The following is a 21,154-nucleotide window of genomic DNA, read 5'->3' as shown; positions in this document are numbered from 1 at the left end:
CTCAGAGCTCCTGCAGTCGGCGGCGGCGGACCGACATGATGAAGAAGGGGGCACCGACGGCCGTGACGACGATGCCTACGTGAAGTTCGTCCGGGCGGGCGATCAATCGCCCGACCAGGTCGGCGGCCAGGAGCAGAACGGGCCCGAGCAGGGCCGAGTAGACGGTGATCCAGCGGTGGTCGGGGCCCGTGATCCTGCGGGCCATGTGCGGGATGACCAGGCCGATGAAGGCGATCGGTCCGCACAGTGCCACCGCGCCTCCCGCGAGCAGAGTGACGGCGGCGATGCCGCGGATGCGGATCAGGCCGACGTTCTGTCCGAGCGAGGTGGCGACGCCGTCGCCCAGGGCGAGCTTGTTCAGGGCGGGCGCGGTCAGGACGGCCAGCACGAGGCCGACCCCGAGGAAGGGCAACACGTCGGCCAGGGCGGCTGCGGGCTGGCCCGTGAGCGAACCGACCGCCCAGAACCGGAACTCGCCGAGGGCCGCCGCGTCGAACAGCAGGACTGCGTTGACCAGGGACTGCAGCAGAGCAGTGACCGCGGCGCCGGCCAGGGCCAGCTTCGCGGGTGTTGCTCCGCCGCGGCCCGCACCGCCCAGAGCGTAGACGACCGCCATGGCGAGGAGTCCGCCGCCGAAGGCGAACCACACATAGCCGAACACGGCGCCGATGCCCAGTACTCCGGTGCCGACCACGACACCCAGTGAGGCGCCGGCGCTGACCCCGAGCAGGCCGGGGTCGGCCAGCGGATTGCGTGTCAGGCCCTGCATCAGGGCCCCGCTCATCCCCAGAGCGGCACCCACGACCAGGCCGAACTCCGTTCTCGGCACACGCATCTGATGGACGATCCCCGACTCCTCCGAACCGTCGGGGTTCAGGAGGAGCTCGAAGATCCGATCGGGGGCGATCGACTTGGTACCGAGTGCGATGGAAGCCACGCACAGCAGCGCCAGGACGATCAGGCACAGGGACAGGGCTGTGAAGTGTCGAGCGACCCGACGCGAGGCCGCCTTGGAGGGTGATACGGGCGCCGCGGTCCGGCTCATCGAGGCGGGAAGCACGGGAGAAGGATAGCCATACCTAACTATGAGCCAGCAAGTACTACGCAGGGGCCGTTGCATCTCTGTTATCGCGGCCTCCGAGCTCGTCATTCTCGTTGCCGCCCTTCTCGGACTGGTCCGTTTCAAGCCATAGTTGGCGGTACACGACGGCAACCAAGGCCAGCGCGAGCACGCACGCGGCACCGCCTCCCGCCACCGCGGCGGCCGGCCCCACCGCCGAGGAGGCGAGGCCGGCGAGCACACCGCCGAGCGCAGGTGCGGTCATCGCCTGGGCGAGCCAGAGGCTGCTGACGCGCCCTTGCAGCGCATCGGGTGTGTGGGTCATCAGGAGCGTGCGGCGCATGATCTCGGAGATCGTGTCCGCCACACCGCCGATCGCGAGGAAGACGAGTCCGAGCCCGAGGTAGGGACTGAGGCCGAAACCGAGGCAGGCCACGCCCCACGTGGCAATGGCGGCGCACAGCACGCGCCAGTGGTAGCGGGTACGGCCGGTCCAGCCGGAGGTGAGCGAGGCGAGCGCGGCACCGATCATGGGGGCCGTGGTGAGGAGACCGACGAGCTCCGGGCCGCCCGAGAACCTCTTCTCCGCCATCTCCGGGAAGAGTGCGTTGGGCGTGGCGAGGACGGCGACGCACAGGTCGACGACCAGGACGGCCGAGACGACACGGTTGCCGCCCACGAACCGGAAGCCCTCGCGCAGGGAAGCGAGGGCCCCCACCCGGGCGCCGCCCCCGTCGGCCTCCTCGGCGGAGGCGCCGCCGCGGGAGGCTGATTCCAGAGCGTCCGACTCGTCGGCGCCGGGCGGCATCGGCCCCAGGCGGGTCAGGAGGAGCGTCGTGACCGCCGTACCGGCGGCCGCGACGCCGAAGGTCACCGCGAGGCCGGGGCCTGCGATCAGCAGACCCCCGAGCATGGGTCCGGCGATGGCACCGAGTGTGGTGGTCACGGTCACGAGGGCACCGGTCGCCGGTATGTGCTCCTCGGCGACCAGGGACGGCAGGACGGCGGTCATGGCGGTCTCGGCGACACCCTCGGTGAAGCCGAACAGCGCCCCTGCGAGGTAGACCACCCACAGGGCGGGACGGTCCGCCGCGGCGTTCGCCGCAAGCACGGCGAAGGTGATGACGGCCCAGGTACTGCCGATCAGGATGAGGCCTTTGCGGTCACGGCGGTCCGCCAGCACCCCTCCGGCCATGAAGCCGAGCAGCAAGCCGGCGGCGAGCACGAGACTGACCATGCCGACCTGAGTGGATGAACGTGTCCGTTCGTAGACTTGTACGACCACTCCGACTGATGTCAGTCCGATGCACAGAAGTGCGAGTACCCGGGCTGCCAGGACCAGGCCGAGAGGCCCTCCCGCCCTGAGCGGGGACACATCCAGCACCAGCTCTTTCACACGCAACTCGGGGCCTCCACCTGGGGGTTCTTCCCCACCGGCAGCACCTGGCGAGGCGGTACCACGATAGCAAGATAAGGCTATCCTAAGTTATGGTTCGGCCCATCAGTCAGGCCTTGAGGGGACGTGAACCTTCGTGTCGGGTGCGAACAGCGGCCAGAGCAACGAATCGACCGACCGGCGCCGCGAGTTGATGCGCCGTCAACTCGCCGCGCGTGGGATCTCCCGGCCGAAGGGCCAGGACGAATCCCCCGAGGCCGCGGTGGCCCGCGCCGTCGGACCCTCTCCCCTGTCCGCCGCGCAGCGCCGCATGTGGCTGCTGCACCAGCTGGAGCCGCTGGGCACCTCCTACAACATCAGCGTGGCCGTCCGCCTGTCGGGCATCCTGGATGTACCGCGGTTCACCGCCGCCCTTCGGACAGCGGCCGAGCGACACCAGGTACTGCGCACGGTCTACCGGGCCGATGAACGCGGAAACCCGCTGCAGGTGGTTCTTCCGGACGCCACCCTCCCCATCACGCTGACCGACTTGACGGGAACCGCCCCTGACGGCCAGGAGGCCGCGATCGACAGCGCCGCCACTCGGCTGGCCGGCACGCCGTTCGACCTCGCTCATGACACGCCCGTCCGGATCGAGATCCTCCAACTGTCGGCGACCGAGCACGTCCTCGTCCTCGTCGCCCATCACATCGCCTGGGACGACGGCAGCTGGCAGGTCCTCCTGCGTGACGTGGCGTCGGCGTACCAGCAACGGCCCGCCGCAGAACTCGACGTTCAATATGCCGACTTGGCCTTGGCGGAGAGCCGGCGGGCGCCCTGGTCCGACGGTGACCTCGAACACTGGCGCAAGGCGCTGGCCGACGTGCCGGCTCCGCTGCCCCTGCCGACCGACTTCCCCCGCAAGGCCGCACGCGCGGAGGAGGGCGGCCGCCTGATCCGGACGCTGCCCGCCGGCCTGCGGGAGCGGATGCACGCGCTGTGCCGCGCCGAGGGCGTGAGCCCGTTCATGGCCCTGCTGGCGACCTTCAACACCCTGCTGCACCGGACGTCCGGAGCCGACGACGTCCTCGTCGGCTCACCCGCCGTGCTGCGCACAGCAAATGGCGCCGAGCACCTCATCGGAAACTTCGGCAACACGCTGGTCCTCAGGACCACCGCCGGCCCTGACACTTCGTTCCGCGCGCTTCTGGCCGCCGTCCGGGAGACGTGCCTCGGCGCCTACGCCCACCAGGCGGTCCCGTTCGACACCCTGGTGCAGGAGCTGGGGCCCGAGCGCACCGAGGGCCACCACGTCTTCTTCGACGTGATGTTCTCGCTGCGCAGCGACGTGTGGGAAGGGCTGGAGCTGCCCGGCATCCGCCTGAGCGAGCGAGCGGTACCGGGCAACGCCGCGGCCTTCGACCTGGCCGTGTCCGCAGTCCTGGACAGCGCCGGCACGCTGACGCTCGACACCACTTACCGTCGCGACCTGTACTCGGGCCGCACCGTCGAACAACTGCTCAGCCGGTTCGAGCGGCTGCTGGACGCTGCGCTGGCCGCTCCCGACACCGCCATCGGCGACCTCCAACTCCTCGGCGAGCGAGAGCTGGAGCGGGTTCTGAACACCTGGGGCAGCGACAGTCGGCAGCTCGACGCCCTCACCATCCCCGAGCTTTTCGCGGAGCAGGTCCGCAAGGCTCCGGAAGCCACCGCGCTGATCTGGGAGGACGAAGGTCCGCAGCCGACGGAGCACCGCCTCACCTACGCCGAGCTCGATGAACGCTCCACCGCTCTGGCCCGGGAACTCGCCTCCCTCGGCGCCGGCCCCGAGCAGGTCGTGGCCGTCGCCCTGCCGCGCTCGGGCCAGTTCCTGGTCGCCGCGCTCGCCGTGATGAAGGCCGGCGCCGCGTACCTGCCCGTCGACCCGGGGTACCCCGCGGACCGGATCGCCCTCATGCTGGAGGACGCCCGCCCCGGACTGCTGGTCACCGACACCGCCTCGGCCGGCAGCCTCCCGGCCGGCGAGGCACCCCTGGTGCTCGTCGACGACGACTCCCGGCCCAGTCGGGGCCGGGTCGCGCAGCTGCGCCCTTCGACGCCGGAACAGGCCGCGTATCTGATCTACACCTCCGGTTCGACCGGTCGGCCCAAGGGCGTGGTCGTCACCCACCTGGGAATCCCGAGCCTCGTGTCCACCATGAGGGACGCGTTCGGGGCCGGCAGCGACTCCCGCGTGCTGCAGTTCGCCTCCTTCAGCTTCGACACGTCGGTGTGGGAGTGGACGATGGCCCTGCTCACCGGCGGCGCCCTCGCCATCGTGCCCGCCGACAAGCGTCTCGGACCGCCGCTCGCCGACTTCTGCGCCCGCCACCGCGTGACGCACATGACGCTGCCGCCGGGCGTGCTGGCAACGCTGCCCGATGAGCACGCCCTGCCCGCCGGGGCCACTTTGATGGTCGCCGGCGAGGCATGCCCGGCCGAACTGATGCGCCGCTGGTCCGCCACGACGCGCATGTTCAACTCGTACGGCCCCACCGAGACGACCGTGGACGCGACGCTGTGGGCCTGCAGCCCCGAGCGCGCCGGCGCCGTCGTCCCCATCGGAGCCCCTGTCCACAACACGTCCGTACGCCTCCTCGACGACCGCCTGCACCCCGTTCCGCCCGGCTCTCCCGGTGAGCTGTACGTGGCGGGCGACGGCCTGGCCCGCGGCTACCTGGGGCGGTCGGCCCTGACCGCGGAGCGGTTCGTCGCCGACCCGTTCGGTGCGCCGGGGACGCGTATGTACCGCACCGGCGACCTCGCCCGGTGGAGCGCCGACGGCGAACTCGAATACCTCGGCCGCGTCGACCACCAGGTCAAGATCCGCGGGTTCCGCATCGAGCCCGGCGAGGTCGAGCAACTGCTGCGCCGCACGGACGGCATCGCGCAGGCCGCCGTCATCGCCCGCGAGGACACTCCGGGGGACCCGCGCCTGGTCGCCTACGTGGTCGCGGCCGACGGCTTCCCCGCGCCGGACCCCGGACGGCTGCGCGACGACCTCGCAGCGCTGCTCCCGGCGCACATGGTGCCGGCGGCCGTCGTGGTGCTGGATCGGCTGCCGCTGACCAGCAACGGAAAGCTGGACCGCAGGGCCCTGCCCGCACCGGTCTACGGCGGCAGCGTCCGCCGTGCGCCCGCCACACCGACCGAGGCCGGGCTCTGCGCCCTCTTCTCCGACATCCTGCAGACCCCGGCCGGGCCGGACGACGACTTCTTCCTGCTCGGCGGGCACTCCATGCTGGCCGCGCGGCTGATGACCCGTGTCGAGACGGAGTTCGGCGTCCGCCCCGCACTGCGCACCCTGTTCGACACCCGCACCCCCGCCGGACTCGCCCGGCTGCTGGACGACGCAGGGCCCGCCACCGCCGCCAGGCCACTGCTGGCCGCGAGGGCGACCGAGGGCCCGGCTCATCCGCTGTCGTTCGCCCAGCAGCGCCTGTGGCTCCTGCACCAGCTCGAGGAACCGGGTCCGGCCTACAACATCCCGACGGCCCTCCGCATCGACGGAGCTCTCGACCGGGCCGCGCTCGCGGCGGCCGTCGAGGACGTCGCGAACCGCCACGAGACGCTGCGCACCGTTTTCCGGGCGGAGAACGGACAGCCCCGCCAAGTGGTGCTGGAGCCCGAAGAGGGACCGCGCCTGGAGGTACGCCCGGTCGCACCCACCGCCGTGGAGGCCGCTCTCTCCGAGGCCGCGGCCCACGTCTTCGCCCTGGCCGAAGAACCGCCACTGCGCGTCACCTTGTTCGCGTGCGGTCCCGAGGAGCACGTCCTGCTGCTCCTCCTGCACCACCTGGCCGGCGACGGGCAGTCGCTGCCCGTTCTCGTCGGTGACCTCGCCGAGGCGTACCAGGCCCGCAAGGGGGGCCTCGCCCCGCAATGGGCTCCGCTTCCTGTCAGCTACGCCGACTTCGCCGTGTGGCAGCGGCAGGTACTCGGTGACGTCGACGACCCGGACAGCCTCACCGCCCACCAGTCGGCCTTCTGGCGGGAAGCCCTGGACGGCGCCCCGGACGAGCTGCACCTGCCCACCGACCGCCCTCGGCCCGCGGAGTCCTCCAACAAGGGCGGCGTGGTCCGGTTCAGCGTCGACGCGGACCTGGCCCAGCAGGTCCGCACGCTCGCCGCCGATCTGGGCGTCACCCCGTTCATGGTCTACCAGGCCGCCGTGGCGGCGCTGCTGACCCGGCTCGGGGCGGGTGACGACATCCCCGTCGGCACGCCCGTCGCGGGACGCTCCGAGGAGGCGCTGGACGGACTCGTCGGCTTCTTCGTCAACACCTTGGTCCTGCGCACCGACACGTCCGGCGACCCGTCCTTCGAGACGTTGCTCGGGCGCGTGCGGGACACCGCGGTCGCCGCGTTCGAGCACCAGGACCTGCCGTTCGAGCGACTCGTGGAGATCCTCAACCCGCCCCGTTCCACGGCGCGGCACCCGTTGTTCCAGGTGATGGTGGTGCACCAGGCCGGTACCGCCTCGCGGCTCCCGGTTCCCGGGCTGCGTACCCGGCCCGAGGTCGTCGCCACCACCACCTCGACCTTCGATCTGAGCCTGACCTTCATCGAGGGCTTCGACCCCGACGAGGACCCCGGTGCGGTCGGCGGGTTCGCCGAATTCAGCGCGGACCTGTTCGACCCCGCCACGGTCGAGCAGCTGGCAGGGCGCCTGCTGGCGCTGCTCACCGCCTCGGTGGCCCGCCCGGACGTGCCCGTGTCCCGGCACGACGTGCTGACCCCGGCCGAGCGTGAGGTACTGCTGGCCGGGCCCGAACCGGCTCCGGCCGCTCCTCCGCTCCACGAGGCCTTCGCCCGGCAGGCCCGGGAAACCCCTGACGCCGTCGCCCTCGTCCTCGGTGACCGCTCCGGTGCGCGCGAACGCCTCACTTATGCCGAGCTCGATGCCCGCGTCGGTCGCACAGCGGCCCTGGTCCGTGCGAACGGGGCCGCGCCCGAACGCCTCGTCGCACTGGCCCTGCCGCGCCATGACATGGTGCCCGCTCTGCTCGGTGTGCTGCGCGCCGGAGCGGCCTTCCTGCCCCTGGACCCGAACCACCCGGTCGAGCGGCTGGCGCAGACCTTGGAGGACGCCCGTCCGGCGTGCCTGCTGACGACCCGGGACCTGGCCGGCTCCGTGCCCGTGGCGAGCGGGGTGCCCGTCGTCCTGGTGGACGCCGACGTGCCGGCCACGGACCTGGACGTCGTGCCCCTGGTGGGGCCCGGCGACATGGCGTACGTCATCTACACGTCCGGCTCCACCGGCCGGCCCAAGGGAGTGGTCGTCACCCACGGCAACCTCTCCAACCTCTACGCCGCGCACACGTCCACGCTCTTCCCCCGTGAGGTGCCCGCAGCGGGTGGGCGCCGGCTGCGCGTCGGACACATCGCGTCGTTCGCCTTCGACGCCTCCCTCGACCCGCTGGTCCTCATGGTCGGCGGACACGAACTGCACGTCCTGGACGAGCTCACCTACCCCGACGCGGAGGCGGTCGCCGGGTACGTGGACCGGGAACGGATCGACTACCTCGACCTGACCCCGGCCCACCTCCAGCAGCTGATCAAGCACGGCCTGCTCGATGAGGACCGGCACCGCCCGGTGCTGCTGGGTCCGGGCGCCGACGCCATGCCGGACTCGCTGTGGCGCGAGCTCGGTACCCATCCGACGACCACCGCGTACAACTTCTACGGTCCCACGGAATGCACCGTCGACTCCGTGGTCGCACCGGTCACCGGCGAGGGCACTCCCCGGATCGGCCGGCCGATCCGGGGAGCCGGCGCCTACGTGCTCGACGACCGGCTGCGGCCGGTGCCGCCCGGCGTCACCGGCGAGCTCTACCTGGCCGGCGCCGGCCTCGCCCGGGGTTACCTGGGCCGTCCCGCGCTGACCGCGGAACGGTTCACCGCCGACCCCTACGGCGCACCCGGCACCCGCATGTACCGCACGGGCGACCTCGCCCGATGGACCCGTGAGGGAGAGCTGGAGTGCCTGGGCCGGGCGGACGACCAGGTCAAGATCCGCGGCTTCCGTATCGAGCCGGGTGAGATCGAGGCGGTCCTGGGCCGCCACGAGGGCGTCGCCGAGGTCGCCGTGATCGCCCGCGACGACCTGCCCGGCTCCCGGCGGCTGGTCGCCTACGTGGTGCCCTCGCCCGGCCACGGAGCGGACCAGGACAGCTGGCGCGCCCACGCGGCGGCGCTGCTGCCCGAGCACATGGTCCCCGCCCTGTGGGTCGCGATGGACGCGCTCCCCCAGTCGTCCAACCGCAAGGTCGACCGGGCGGCGCTGCCGCTGCCCTCGCTGCCCGAGCAGGGCAACGGCCAGGCTCCGGCCAACCCGGTGGAGCAGCTCTTCTGCGATCTGTTCTCCGAACTCCTCGGACAGCAGCAGGTCGACGCCGACGGCAACTTCTTCGAACTCGGCGGCGACAGCATCACCTCGCTCCAGCTGGTCGGCCGGGCCCGCGCCGCCGGCTGGGCGCTCGGGCCCCGGGAGGTGTTCAGGCACCAGACGCCGGCCGCGCTGGCCGCCGTGGCCAAGCCGCTGGACACCGTGCCTGACCGGCCGGCGGACGACGGGACCGGCCGGGTCCGCGAAACGCCGATCACCGCGTGGCTGCGGGAACTCGCGGCCTCCGGCGGGGAGGACGTCTGCGTCGACGGCTACAGCCAGGGGATGACCCTGGCCACTCCGCCCGGGCTCTCCCGTGCGGCTCTCACCACCGTCCTGCAGGCCGTCCTCGACGCGCATCCCGCCCTGCGGGCACGCCTGGTCACCTCCGACGACGGTCGCTGGGAGCTCAACGTCCCGGCCCCCGGCGCGGTCCGGGCCGAGGAACTCATCCGGGTGGCGGAAGGTTCCGTCGGCGACGAGGCAGCGGCGGCCCGTGACCGTCTGCACCCGGAGTCAGGGGTCATGCTCCAAGCGGTGTGGGCTCCGCCCCGGCCGCCGGAGCAGACCGGACGTCTCGTCCTGGTGATCCACCACCTGGTGGTCGACGGGGTGTCCTGGCGCATCCTGTGCGACGACCTCGCAGCCGCGTGGCGCGGGGAGCAGCTCCAGCCCGAAGGTACTTCGCTCCGTTCATGGAGCACCCTCCTGCACGACTACGCGCAGCGGGCCTCCACCGTCGCGACGCTGGACGGCTGGCGGACGGACCTGGCCGACGCCCCGGCGCCCGGACTGGCGTCCGCGCTCGATCCGGCCCGGGACACGGTGGCGACCATCGGACGGCACACCGTGACCGTGGGCCCGGAAGAGACAGAGGCCCTGCTGACGAGCATCCCCGCGGCGTTCCACGCCAACACCGAGGACGTGCTGCTGACAGCCCTGGCGCTGGCCTCCGCCTCCTTCCGGCGTACGGGTGCCGCGGCGGCGAACCGTTCCCTGACCGTCCAGCTCGAAGGGCACGGGCGCGAGGACGGCGTCGGCTCAGGAGTGGACCTCTCGCGCACGGTCGGGTGGTTCACCTCCGTCCACCCCGTACGGATCGATCCGGGTGCGGTCGACCTGTCCGAGGTCCTGGCCGGCGGGCCCGCCACCGCCCATGCGATGAAGACCGTGAAGGAGCAGCTGCGTTCGGCCGCCGACGGCGGACTGGCCTTCGGTGCTCTGCGCCACCTCAACCCGGAGGGAACAGCAGCGCTCGGCGAACTGGCCGCCCCCGAAGTGGCCTTCAACTACCTGGGGCGCTTCGGTGCGGCGCAGGAGGTCGAACCGTGGCAGCCGGTGCCGGGGGGCGACGCCCTGTTCCACGGCGTCGACCCGGCCATGCCCCTGGCCCACGCCCTGGAGATCGACGCTCATGTCGCCCCGTCCCCGGACGGCCCCCGGCTGACCGCCACCTGGTCGTACGCGGCGAATGCCCTTGACGGCGCCGACGTGCGCACGCTCGCCGAGAGCTGGATCGCGTACCTGAAGGCACTGGCCCACCACACGGCCACGGCCGACACGGGGGGCTGGACCCCCTCCGACCTGTCCCTGATCTCCCTCACCCAGGACGAGATCGACGACTTCGAAGCCGACTGGAGGCTTTCGTGACTGCCCGTGCCAAGCTGGAGGACATTCTCCCGCTGACCCCGCTCCAAGAGGGCCTGCTGTTCCGGGCAGAACTCGACGGCTCCGGCCTCGACGTGTACGCGGGACATCTGCGGCTGGACCTGCGCGGGCCGGTCGACCCGACCCGCCTGCGGGCCGCGGCCCAGAGCCTGCTCGACCGCCGGCCCGGGCTGCGGGCCGCGTTCCGGCGCAGCCGCCAGGGCAAGGCGGCAGCCCTCATACCGTCCCGGGCCGAAGCACCCTGGGCGTTCGATGACCTTTCGGCCCTCCCGACGGCCGAGCTCGAACGCGAGACCGAGCGGCTGACCCTCCTCGACACCGAGCAGGGCTTCGACCTGGGCCGGCCGCCCCTGATCCGCTTCCGGCTGCTCCGGCTCGCGACGGACCTGCACCGCCTCGTGATCACCAACCATCACGCGGTGCTCGACGGCTGGTCCCAGCCGCTGCTGGTCCAGGAGCTGTTCGCGCTCTACTCCGGCGGTGGAAGCGCCGCACTGTCTCCTGCGATTCCTCCGCGGGTCCATCTCGACTGGCTCGCCGCCCAGGACCGGCAGGCCGCGACCGAGGCATGGCGCAGCGCACTCGACGGGTTCGACACGCCCACGCTGGTCGCGCCGGGTGCCTCGGACTCGGTCAGCGAGCGTCCGCGCAAGGTCGTGGTCGAACTGGACCGGGACCTGACCGCGTCGGTGACCTCGGCCGCCCGCGGCCGCGGGCTCACCCTGGGCACGGTCGTCCAGGGCGCCTGGGCACTGGCTCTGGCCCGCACGCTGGGCCGTACCGACGTCGTGTTCGGCGGAGTCGTCTCGGGCCGCCCGGCCGATCTGCCGGGTGCCGAGACCATGATCGGCCTGTTCGTCAACACCGTCCCGGTACGCGTCGAGCTGCCTCCGGCGGAGCCGTTGGCCGCTGCGCTGGCCCGCCTCCAGTCCGAACAGTCCGGGCTGACTCCGCACCAGCACCTCGGGCTCGCCGAGATCCAGCGCACGGCCGGCGGCCGGGACCTGTTCGACACCATGGTCGTGGTCGAGAACTACCCGTTCGACCCCGAGTCGATGGCCGAACTCGCCCCTGGGCTCCGGATGGAGGACGCAGGAGCCGATGAAGGAGTCCACTACCCGCTGGCTCTGACCGCTCTGCCCGGCAACCGGCTGCGCCTGGAACTGGGCTACCGCCCGGACGCCCTGGAGGAGGAGAACGTCCGGCGGATCGCGGCCCGGCTGCGACGCGCGTTCGAGGCTTTCGCGGCCTGCGCCGACCTGCCGGTCGGGCAGCTCGACCTGCTCGACGCCGACGAGACGGCCGAGCTGACCCGCTCCGGCGCCGCCCACCCGGTTCCGACGACGACGCTCACGGCCCTCCTCGTCGAGCAGGCAGCCCGTACCCCGCACGCCGACGCGGTCGTCTTCGAGGACTCCGCGCTGACGTATGCCGAACTCGAAGCCCGGGCCGGGAAACTCGCCGCCCGGCTGACCGCGCTCGGCGCCGGACCCGGCCGTGTGGTGGCAGTCGCCCTGCCCCGGTCCACCGAGTTGGTCGTCGCCCTGAACGCCGTGCTGCGTGCCGGCGCTGCGTACCTGCCGCTGGACCCGGACTACCCGGCGGACCGGCTCGCGTTCATGCTCGGCGACGCCGCTCCGGCGGCCCTCGTCACGGACCCGGCCACCCTGGCGCGGCTGCCCGAGGACCCGGGCGTACCAGTGGTCCTCCCCGAGGACCTGGACCCGGCCGCCGAAGGCTCGGCCGCGGCCGTCCGCCCTGCGGGACCGTCCGATCCCGCGTACGTCATCTACACCTCCGGTTCCACAGGCCGCCCGAAGGGCGTGGTGGTACCGCACTCGGCGATCGTCAACCGTCTGCTGTGGACGCAGGCCGAATACGGACTCACGCCGGCGGACCGGGTGCTGCAGAAGACGCCGTCCAGCTTCGACGTGTCGGTCTGGGAGTTCTTCTGGCCGCTGATCACGGGCGCCACCCTCGTGGTGGCCCGCCCCCAGGGCCACCTGGACCCGCAGTACCTCGCGCGCCTGATCCGCGACCAGCACGTCACGACCACGCACTTCGTGCCGTCCATGCTCCGTGCGTTCCTCGCCGAGCCCGAAGCGGCCGCCTGCACGGGCCTTACCCGGGTGCTGTGCAGCGGCGAGGCCCTCCCCCCGGAGCTCGTCGGCGGCTTCCACCGCCTGTACGGCGGCGCGGTCGAGCTCCACAACCTGTACGGGCCGACCGAGGCCGCGGTCGACGTGACCGCCCGGGCGTGCCTGCCCGACGACGCCGAGCGCGACAGCGTGCCCATCGGCCGGCCGGTGTGGAACACCGCCGCGTACGTCCTCGACACCAGCCTGCGACCCGTCCCGGCGGGGGTGCCCGGTGAGCTGTACCTGGCGGGCCCGCAGCTGGCCCTGGGCTACCTCGGCCGCCCCGGCCTGACCGCGGAGCGGTTCACCGCCGACCCGTACGGGCCCGCGGGCAGCCGCATGTACCGCACCGGTGACCTGGCGCAGGTGGGCACCGACGGCGTCGTCGAGTACCTCGGCCGCACCGACGACCAGGTCAAGATCCGCGGCTTCCGCATCGAGCCCGGCGAGATCGAAGCCGCTCTGACCGCTCTCGACACGGTCCGCGAGGCCGCCGTCGTCGCCCGCCGCGACCTGGGCACCGACGGTGATCCGGTGCTCGTCGCGTACGTCGTCGGCGCCTCGGCGGTGCCGGCGGAGTTGCGTACGGCTCTGGCCGCCTCCCTTCCCGAGCACTACGTGCCGGCTGCCTTCGTCGTGCTGGACGCCCTGCCCCTCACGCCGAGCGGCAAGCTGGACCGCCGCGCTCTGCCCGCGCCCGACCTCGGGACCGCGGCCGGAACGGGCCGACAGCCCCGTACGCCGGCCGAGGAGATCCTCTGCGCCCTGTTCTGCGAGGTCCTCGGAGTCGCCGAGGTCGGCATCGACGACGACTTCTTCGACCTGGGCGGGCACTCCCTGCTCGCGACCCGCCTGGCCAGCCGTGTCCGCGCCACGCTCGGCACCGACCTGCCACTGCGATCCGTGTTCGACGCGCCCACCGTCGCCGGACTGGCGCGTCGGCTGGGCACGGGCGGCGACCGGCCGCCGCTGCGGGCCGGGGCGCGCCCCGACCCCCTGCCGCTGTCCTTCGCACAGAGCCGTATGTGGTTCCAGTACCGGCTGGAAGGCCCCCACCCCGCCTACAACATGGCGTTCGCCGCCCGCCTGACCGGCGAGGTCGAGGTGGACGCACTGCGGGAGGCACTCGGCGATCTGACCGACCGGCACGAGACGCTGCGCACGCTGCTGACGGACGCCGACGGCATGCCCCGCCAGGTGATCCTCGCTCCGGAGGCCGCCCGTCCGCAGATGTCCGTCACACCGGCCGGGGAGGACGCACTCGCCGGACTGCTGGCGGCGGCTTCCTCACGCCCCTTCCGGATCGACGAGGAGGCGCCGTTCGCCGCGGCGCTCTTCACCGTCGGCCCCGAGGAACACGTCCTCCTGCTCGTGCTGCACCACGTGGCGGCCGACGGCTGGTCCGCCCTTCCCCTGCTCGAAGACCTGGCGGAGGCCTACACCGCCCGGAGCCGCGGTGAACTCCCCGCGTTCTCGGCCCTGCCGGTCGGCTACGCCGACCACGCCATCTGGCAGCGTGACCTGCTCGGAGACGAATCCGACCCGGAGAGCCTGCTGAACCAGCAGGTCGACTTCTGGCGCAAGGCCCTGGAGGGCCTGCCGGAAGAACTGCCGCTACCCACCGACCGCCCGCGCCCCGCCTCACCCAGCCTGCGCGGCGCCACCGTGGAGGCGCAGGTTCCGGCCGCGGTGCACGCCAGGCTCCGCGCCCTGGCCCGGCGGAGCGACGCCAGCGTCTTCATGGTCCTCCACGCGGCGCTCGGCGTACTGCTGACCCGGCTCGGCGCCGGCACGGACATCCCCGTCGGCACACCGATCGCGGGCCGCGGCGACGACGCCGTCGACGAGGTCGTGGGCTTCTTCGCCAACACCTTGGTGCTGCGCACGGACACCTCCGGCGACCCTTCCTTCAAGGAGCTGGTGAACCGGGTCCGGGAGAGCGACCTGGCCGCGTACGCGCACCAGGACGTCCCGTTCGAGCGCCTCGTGGAACTTCTCAACCCGGCCCGTTCCATGGCCCGGCACCCGCTGTTCCAGGTCATGCTCAGCCACCAGGCCCGCCCGGCACTGAACCTCTCCTTCGGCGGGATCGCGGTGACGCAGGAGCCGGTGGACATGAGCACCGCCAAGTTCGACCTCGCCTTCGAGATAGTCGAGGAGCACGGCCGCGACGGCATGGCGCTGGGAGTGGAGTACAGCACCGACCTCTTCGATCCGGCGACGGCCGCCAACATGGCCACACGCTTCCTCCGTGTGCTCGAAGCGGTCACCGAGGCACCCGAAGTCCCCATCAGCTCACTGGAACTGCTGTCCGCCGAGGAGCGCCGCCAGGTCCTCGTCGACTGGACCGGCGACCGGGTGGAGTCCCCGCTGCGGACCCTGACCGAGCTGTTCGCCGAGCAGGTGCGCGCCACTCCCGAGGCCACGGCCCTGGTGTGCGGGGACGTCTCCTACACGTTCGCCGAACTCGACCGGCGCACCGCCCGACTCGCCGGGCTGCTGCGGGCGAAGGGCGTCGGCCCCGAGCAGATGGTCGCGCTGCTCCTCCCCCGCGCGGCCGACACCGTCGTCGCGCTGCTGTCCGTCATGCGGGCGGGTGGCGCGTACGTACCCATCGACCCCGGCTATCCCGCCGGCCGCATCGCTCACATCCTCAGGGACTCCCAGCCCCGACTGCTCATCACCACGGCCGCTCTGGCGGCGCTGACCGCCGAGGCCGGCCCCCCCGAGGTCCTGGTCCTCGACGTGCCGCAGGTGCAGGAGCAGCTGGCCGACACCGCCCCCACTCCCGCCGTGGACACGCTCCCGCACCCGCGACCGGGACACCCGGCGTACGTCATCTACACGTCGGGCTCGACGGGGCTGCCCAAGGGCGTCGTCGTGGAACACCGCAGCATCGCCAACCTGTTCTACAGCCACCGCGAACTTCTCTACCGCCCGACCGTGGCGACGGCGGGCGGCCGACGCCTGCGAGTGGCCCACGGCTGGTCGTTCGCCTTCGACGCCTCCTGGCAGCCCCAGCTGTGGATGCTGGACGGCCACGCCCTGCACATCGTCACCGAGGACACGCTGCGTGACCCCGACCTGCTCGTCGGCTTCATCCGTGACGGCAGCATCGACTTCATCGAGGTCACGCCCTCGCACGCCATGCAGCTGGCCGGGGCGGGCCTGGTCCGGGAAGGCGACAGTCCGCTGCTCGCCCTCGGTGTCGGTGGCGAAGCCGTGCCGTCCCCGCTCTGGCGGGACATGCGCGGACTCGCCAGGACGGCGGGCTTCAACCTGTACGGCCCCACCGAGTGCACCGTGGACGCCCTCGCGGCACGGGTCTCGGACGGCGAGCGCCCGCTGGTGGGCCGGCCGACCGCGAACACGGCGGCCTACGTCCTCGACGGCCGCCTGCAGCCGGTGCCCGCCGGGGTGATCGGCGAGCTGTACCTGGCCGGCGCCGGCCTGGCCCGGGGTTACCTGGACCGGCGGTCGCTGACCGCAGAGCGGTTCGTGGCCGACCCCTTCGGCCCGGCCGGCACCCGCATGTACCGGACCGGCGACCTCGTGCGCTGGATGCCGGACGGCAAGATCGACTACCTCGGCCGCACCGACGACCAGGTGAAGATCCGCGGCTTCCGCATCGAGCTCGGCGAGATCACCGCCGCCCTCGCCTCCGACCCGTCCGTCCTCCAGGCCGCGGTGGATGTCCGGGAGGATGCCGGGCGCGGCAAGCACGTGGTGGGGTACGTCGTCCCGGCCGCGGGCGCCGCCTTCGACCCGACGGCGCTGCGCGAGCAGCTCATCCGCATGCTGCCGGACTACATGGTGCCGGCGGTCTTCGTCGAGCTGGAGGCGCTGCCGCTCACCGACCACGGCAAGCTCGACCGGCGGGCCCTGCCCGCTCCGCCGGCGGCAGAGACGCGGGCGGGCCGCGGGCCCCGGGATCTGATCGAGGCCCTGGTGTGCGGGGCTTACGCCGACCTGCTGGGGGCGGCCGAGGCCGGTCCGGACGACGACTTCTTCGCCCTCGGCGGCCACTCGATGCTGCTCGTGCGGCTCCGGGACCGGCTCCAGACGGCGACGGGGCGGCAGATCACGGTGGCCGACCTGTTCCGTCACACGACGCCGGCCGCGCTGGCCGGCCACCTCCGCTCCAGCGAGGGCGGATCCACCGGATTCGATGTCGTCTTCACCCTCCGGCCGGAACCGGTACCGGATCCGGAAGGCGGCCGGGCTGCCGCTTCCCCCGCCCCGCTGTGGTGCCCGGCACCCGCGACCGGGCTGGGATGGCGGTACGCGGGCCTGCTCACGCACCTTCCGGACGACGGCGCGGTGTACGCCCTTCAGGCACCCAACCTCGCGGGCGGAGCCGCTCCGGAGTCCTTGGAGCAGCTCGTCGAGCTGTATCTGGCGGAGCTGACCCGGATGCAGCCGCACGGTCCCTACCGCCTGCTCGGCTGGTCCCTCGGCGGCGTCGTTGCCCATGCTCTGGCGTGCCGCCTGCAGGAACGCGGCGAAGAGGTTTCCCTGCTGGCCCTGTTGGACGCGTACCCCGGCTTCGAGGGGCCGGATTCCCCCGTAGCGCAGGACGCGGCTGCCGAGGCGGTTGCCGCTGCGGTCGAGGGGCTGGGGCTTCCCGACCGCACGGTGGCCGTGCTGCGCTCCAACTACGACGAGTCGGACCGCCTGCTCGCCGGGTTCACCCCGCGCCGGTATCGCGGGGAGCTGCTGCACTTCCGGGCCTCGGACGCTCCCTACCCGGCCGAGGCGTGGGCTCCGTACACCGAGGGAGGCGTCGAGATCCACACGGTCGCCGAGGACCACGACGGCGTGCTGGACCCCGCGGCGCTGAGGCAGATCGCCGGGGTGCTGCGGGAGCGGGCCGGACTGAGCGAGTAGCACCCTGCTGGGGGAGGTCGCCGCCCCGGAGGTCGGCGACCTTCCCCCTCGGTGCCGCATCCACGGGTGGGGGGAGGGACGTCCGCACCGTGACGCCGTTGCCTCGCGCTCGGCATGCCGCTCTCCCGCCGACGCGATGCTCGGCCGGGGTTCTGGCGGTGCTGCTCATGGCTGCCGTGGCGGTGGTCGCGGTGGGCCGCCGGATCACTCTTGCGCAGCTGAAGCGCGTCGTCGTGGTCGCTCTTGGGCCCAGAAGGCGCCGGGCCACCTCGGACTGCCCGACTGCCGCGGGCGGCACCGCAGTTGACACGCCGAGCGGCAGGCCCGATGCAACGTCATTTCCCTGAGCAAGCGTCAAGAACTGACGATCTCCGGCACTTGACACCGCCGGAAACTAAGGGGACGGTTAGGGCTGCCTAACCTTACTAATTAGGTGTACTGCGCGCCCTGCGCCTTGGGCACAGACTCTTGGACCAACGGAAGGACCAGCATGTCGGGACGCCGAGAGGACAGCGGCCAGGTCGTACAGGACCTGGTCGGCATAGGCTTCGGCCCCTCCAATCTCGCGCTGGCCATCGCAGTCGCCGATCACAACCGGCGTGACACCCCGCGTGCGCTCCGGGCTCGATTCATCGAACAGCAGGAACGCTTCGGCTGGCACCGCGGCATGCTGCTGGAGGGGGCGACCATGCAGGTCTCCTTCCTCAAGGACCTCGTCACCATGCGCGACCCCAGCAGCCGGTTCTCCTTCCTGATGTACCTCCAGGAACGGAACCGGCTCGCCGATTTCATCAACCAGAAGACCTTCTACCCCACCCGGATCGAGTTCCACGACTACTTCGAGTGGTGCGCCGCGGCGTTCCCCGACAGCGTGGACTACGGCCGTCGCGTCACCGGGATCCGGCCGGTGCGTACGGCCGACGGCCGGGTGGAGGCGGTCGACGTGGTCTCCGAAGGGGTGGCGGACGGAGCTGGACGCGAGGTCGTCCGTACGCTCAACGTCGCGGTCGGCACGGGCCTCACCCCGCGCCTGCCGGAAGGGGTGACGACCGGCAGCCACGTCTGGCACACCCGCGACCTCCTCTTCCGGGCACCGGAGTTGAAGGAACTGCGCCACCGCCGCTTCGTAGTCGTGGGTGCCGGACAGTCCGCCGCCGAAGCGGCCGACTTCCTGCACCGCACCTTCCCCGACGCCGAGGTCAACGCGGTCTTCACGCGCTACGGCTACAGCCCCGCCGACGACAGCCCGTTCGCCAACCGGATCTTCGATCCCTCGGCCGTCGACGACTTCTTCGCCGCACCGGCAAGCCTGAAGGACGCTCTGCACGACTACCACCGCAACACCAACTACTCGGTCGTGGACGGCGACCTCATCGAGCAGCTGTACCGCACCCACTACCAGGAGCGGGTCTCCGGCAACGAACGTCTGCGCATCCTCAACACCACGAAAGTGGACGCCGTCGAACACCTCATCGACGGAGCTCGGGCCACCGTGACCTCGCTGGCCACCGGCGAGGAACGGGTACTCGACTGCGACGCCGTGGTCATGGCCACCGGCTACCGGCCCGTCGACCCGCGGGGCCTGCTCGGCGAACTCGCCGCGGACTGCCTCACCGACGAGCGCGGCCGGCTCCGCGTCGACCGCGACCATCGAGTGCTGACGGCCGACCACGTAGAGGTGGGCATCTATCTCCAGGGCGGCACCGAGCACACCCACGGCATCACCTCCTCCCTGCTGTCCACCCTCGCCGTTCGTTCCGGCGAGATGTGCGACTCGCTGCTCCTTCGCCGCACGGCGCAGGCGCTGCGTGCCGACCGCGGCCGGGAGATCGACACCGTCCGCAGCTGACCCGCCCGGACATCACCCGCTGAGGAGTGGTGGCGTGGCAGCGCCACCACTCACCGTAGTCAACGCGACATGAGGGCACGCGCCGTCCGACCCGCCTCCTCCTGGTGAGGCGGGTCGGACGGCGCTCCGCCCTTCCCTCTCTTCTCGATCTGTTGAACCGGGCCGGTTGCGCACGAACGCCGCCCGGCGGACGGATCCTTGCCGGCAAGGTGACAACTGAGCAGGGGTAAGTGGTGTACGAACAGGAGAGACCCGCGGTCACAGGGGAGCAACGCAGCGACCCGGCCCGTGTGATCGAGTGGCTGAATGCCCGCAGCGAGATGGAACAGAGCTTCCGCGAGCCCCTGGCCGGGCTGCCGAACGAGCGGCAGGAAACCATGTCGCGCATGGCGGAAGCCCTCCAGGCAGCCGCGCACGGCCTGCCACCGAGCGGGGTCGCCACATGGGCCGGTGTATCCACCCGCCTGCTCCGGAGCTGGCTGGAGACCGACCGCGCCTTCGCCGAGGCCATGACATCGGCGACGCAACTGGCTGCGGCCCATGGATACCGCCCGGACGGGCCGATCACCCCCGCGATGATCAGGGTCGTGGTGACAGCGATCAGCCGAGGGGAGGGCTGGCTGGACGCGGCGAGGGCGGCCGGTATCCCGACCCGGGGTTTCCGGGAACTGTGGCGCAGCAGGCCCCCGTTCGAAGCACTGATGCGGGCCGCACAGAGTGCCCGACCCAGCAGGGTGACACCGGCTGTGCCACGTCGCAGGCGGCCGGCTGAACAGGCCAACCACCACACGAGATACCGCCTCGTCCTGCGCGATGAACCATCGGCGGCTCCCCCGGAGGATTCTCGGGCCGAGCGGGCAGACCCAGGACGGCGCTAGGGAGTGTCGTCAAAGGAGCGTCGGCCGCCCGAAGGGCGGGGCCGGCCCCGCGGGACTTCGACGACACGGCCTAAGCTGTTCTTTATGGTCTGGCCTGGTCGCGTTCGGTGAGGGCCTCGGGTCGTTTCACGGTTTTGCCCACGTCGTAGCGGGTGGCGGGCCGCTGGTTCTTCGAGCCGAGGGGTTTGCCGGGGCCGGGCCGGTTCGGTTTCGGCGCATGGGCCGGGCACCGCAGGTGAGCGCGGAGGTTCCGAAACCCCCGGCGCACCGGCCGGCTGTCCGCCGCCCGCGGCTGCGGCAGCGCGGCGAGAGCCCGGCGAAGCCGCCCAGCGTCGATGCGACCGTCATTCAGCGCGGCGTAAAGCGCGCCGTGTCCGCGTCGGTGCTCGGCCAACAGCGTGAGGTCCACCGGCGTCCTCACCGGCCCGTCCGGATCAAGATCGTCCCGAAGGGATCGCTGGCCCTCATCACGGACTCGTACGGCATCACCGCCCAGTGCACCGTGGCGGAGTACTGCGCTGCCGCGCTCGACTTCCTGAGGGCGGCGATCGAGTACCTCACGTCCCGTCACCCGAGCCTGGAAGGCCACGCCCTGCTCGAACGCATCCGGAGCGCGGCCGGACTCCAGACTTGATGTTTGACCTCGCTGCGGATGATCTGCGCCCGGCTGCCGGACTGACTCAGGCTGGGCGCGGCAGCCCGACCGTCCATGACGCGTGACTGCGCGCGCGAACGGCGTGCCGCTGTGGGGGGCGCGCCCTCGCCCGCCGGGGCCGGATTCCTGGTGCTCGCCCCCTGCTTCACCCGCGGGAAGGCCGTTGGTGCAGCCGCGTTCGGCGGGACGGGCATCGCGGCCGCCCTCGCCACCCATC

6 protein-coding genes and 2 pseudogenes are annotated in these 21,154 nt (G+C 72.1%); 4 read left to right on the top strand and 4 right to left on the bottom strand.

Annotated elements, in window-relative coordinates:
* Position 1: 1 nt before the first annotated feature.
* Both ACZ3X1_RS23980 and ACZ3X1_RS23975 read right to left on the bottom strand, forming a co-directional pair.
* Entirely contained in the window at positions 2–1,045 is a 1,044-nt protein-coding gene (locus tag ACZ3X1_RS23980) for a FecCD family ABC transporter permease (RefSeq protein ID WP_467280950.1), read from the bottom strand.
* A gap of 55 nt (positions 1,046–1,100) precedes the next feature.
* On the bottom strand, positions 1,101–2,435 hold the full coding sequence (locus ACZ3X1_RS23975) for an MFS transporter (protein ID WP_467280949.1): 1,335 nt from the start codon (positions 2,433–2,435) through the stop codon (positions 1,101–1,103).
* 157 nt (positions 2,436–2,592) lie between these two features.
* Between ACZ3X1_RS23975 and ACZ3X1_RS23970 the strand changes: the two genes are divergently transcribed.
* From ACZ3X1_RS23970 to ACZ3X1_RS23955, 4 genes are all read left to right on the top strand, one after another.
* The gene (locus tag ACZ3X1_RS23970; RefSeq protein WP_467280898.1) at positions 2,593–10,512 is read left to right on the top strand and encodes an amino acid adenylation domain-containing protein; all 7,920 of its coding nucleotides are present in this window, start codon (positions 2,593–2,595) and stop codon (positions 10,510–10,512) included.
* The gene (locus ACZ3X1_RS23965; RefSeq protein WP_467280897.1) at positions 10,509–17,555 is read left to right on the top strand and encodes an amino acid adenylation domain-containing protein; all 7,047 of its coding nucleotides are present in this window, start codon (positions 10,509–10,511) and stop codon (positions 17,553–17,555) included. Before ACZ3X1_RS23970 ends, ACZ3X1_RS23965 begins: the two co-directional genes overlap by 4 nt.
* A gap of 490 nt (positions 17,556–18,045) precedes the next feature.
* Positions 18,046–19,404 carry a lysine N(6)-hydroxylase/L-ornithine N(5)-oxygenase family protein gene (locus ACZ3X1_RS23960; RefSeq protein ID WP_467280896.1) on the top strand — a complete coding sequence of 453 codons (1,359 nt, stop codon included), beginning with the start codon at positions 18,046–18,048 and terminating at the stop codon, positions 19,402–19,404.
* 290 nt (positions 19,405–19,694) lie between these two features.
* Positions 19,695–20,282, top strand: a complete 588-nt coding sequence (locus ACZ3X1_RS23955; RefSeq protein ID WP_390078384.1) for a hypothetical protein — start codon at positions 19,695–19,697, stop codon at positions 20,280–20,282.
* An 82-nt stretch (positions 20,283–20,364) separates the two neighbouring features.
* Here ACZ3X1_RS23955 and ACZ3X1_RS23950 read toward each other — a convergent pair.
* Together ACZ3X1_RS23950 and ACZ3X1_RS23945 are read right to left on the bottom strand one after the other, a co-directional pair.
* Positions 20,365–20,604 (bottom strand): annotated as a pseudogene (locus ACZ3X1_RS23950) (NF041680 family putative transposase); the annotation flags it as partial.
* Between the two features lie 3 nt (positions 20,605–20,607).
* Positions 20,608–21,153, bottom strand: a pseudogene (locus tag ACZ3X1_RS23945) (hypothetical protein); the annotation flags it as partial.
* Position 21,154 lies beyond the last annotated feature (1 nt).

This window comes from Streptomyces sp. NPDC023541 (genome assembly GCF_055559995.1).
The sequence above is the reverse complement of the archived record's forward strand: the minus strand, read 5'-3'. Positions and strand labels throughout refer to the sequence as shown.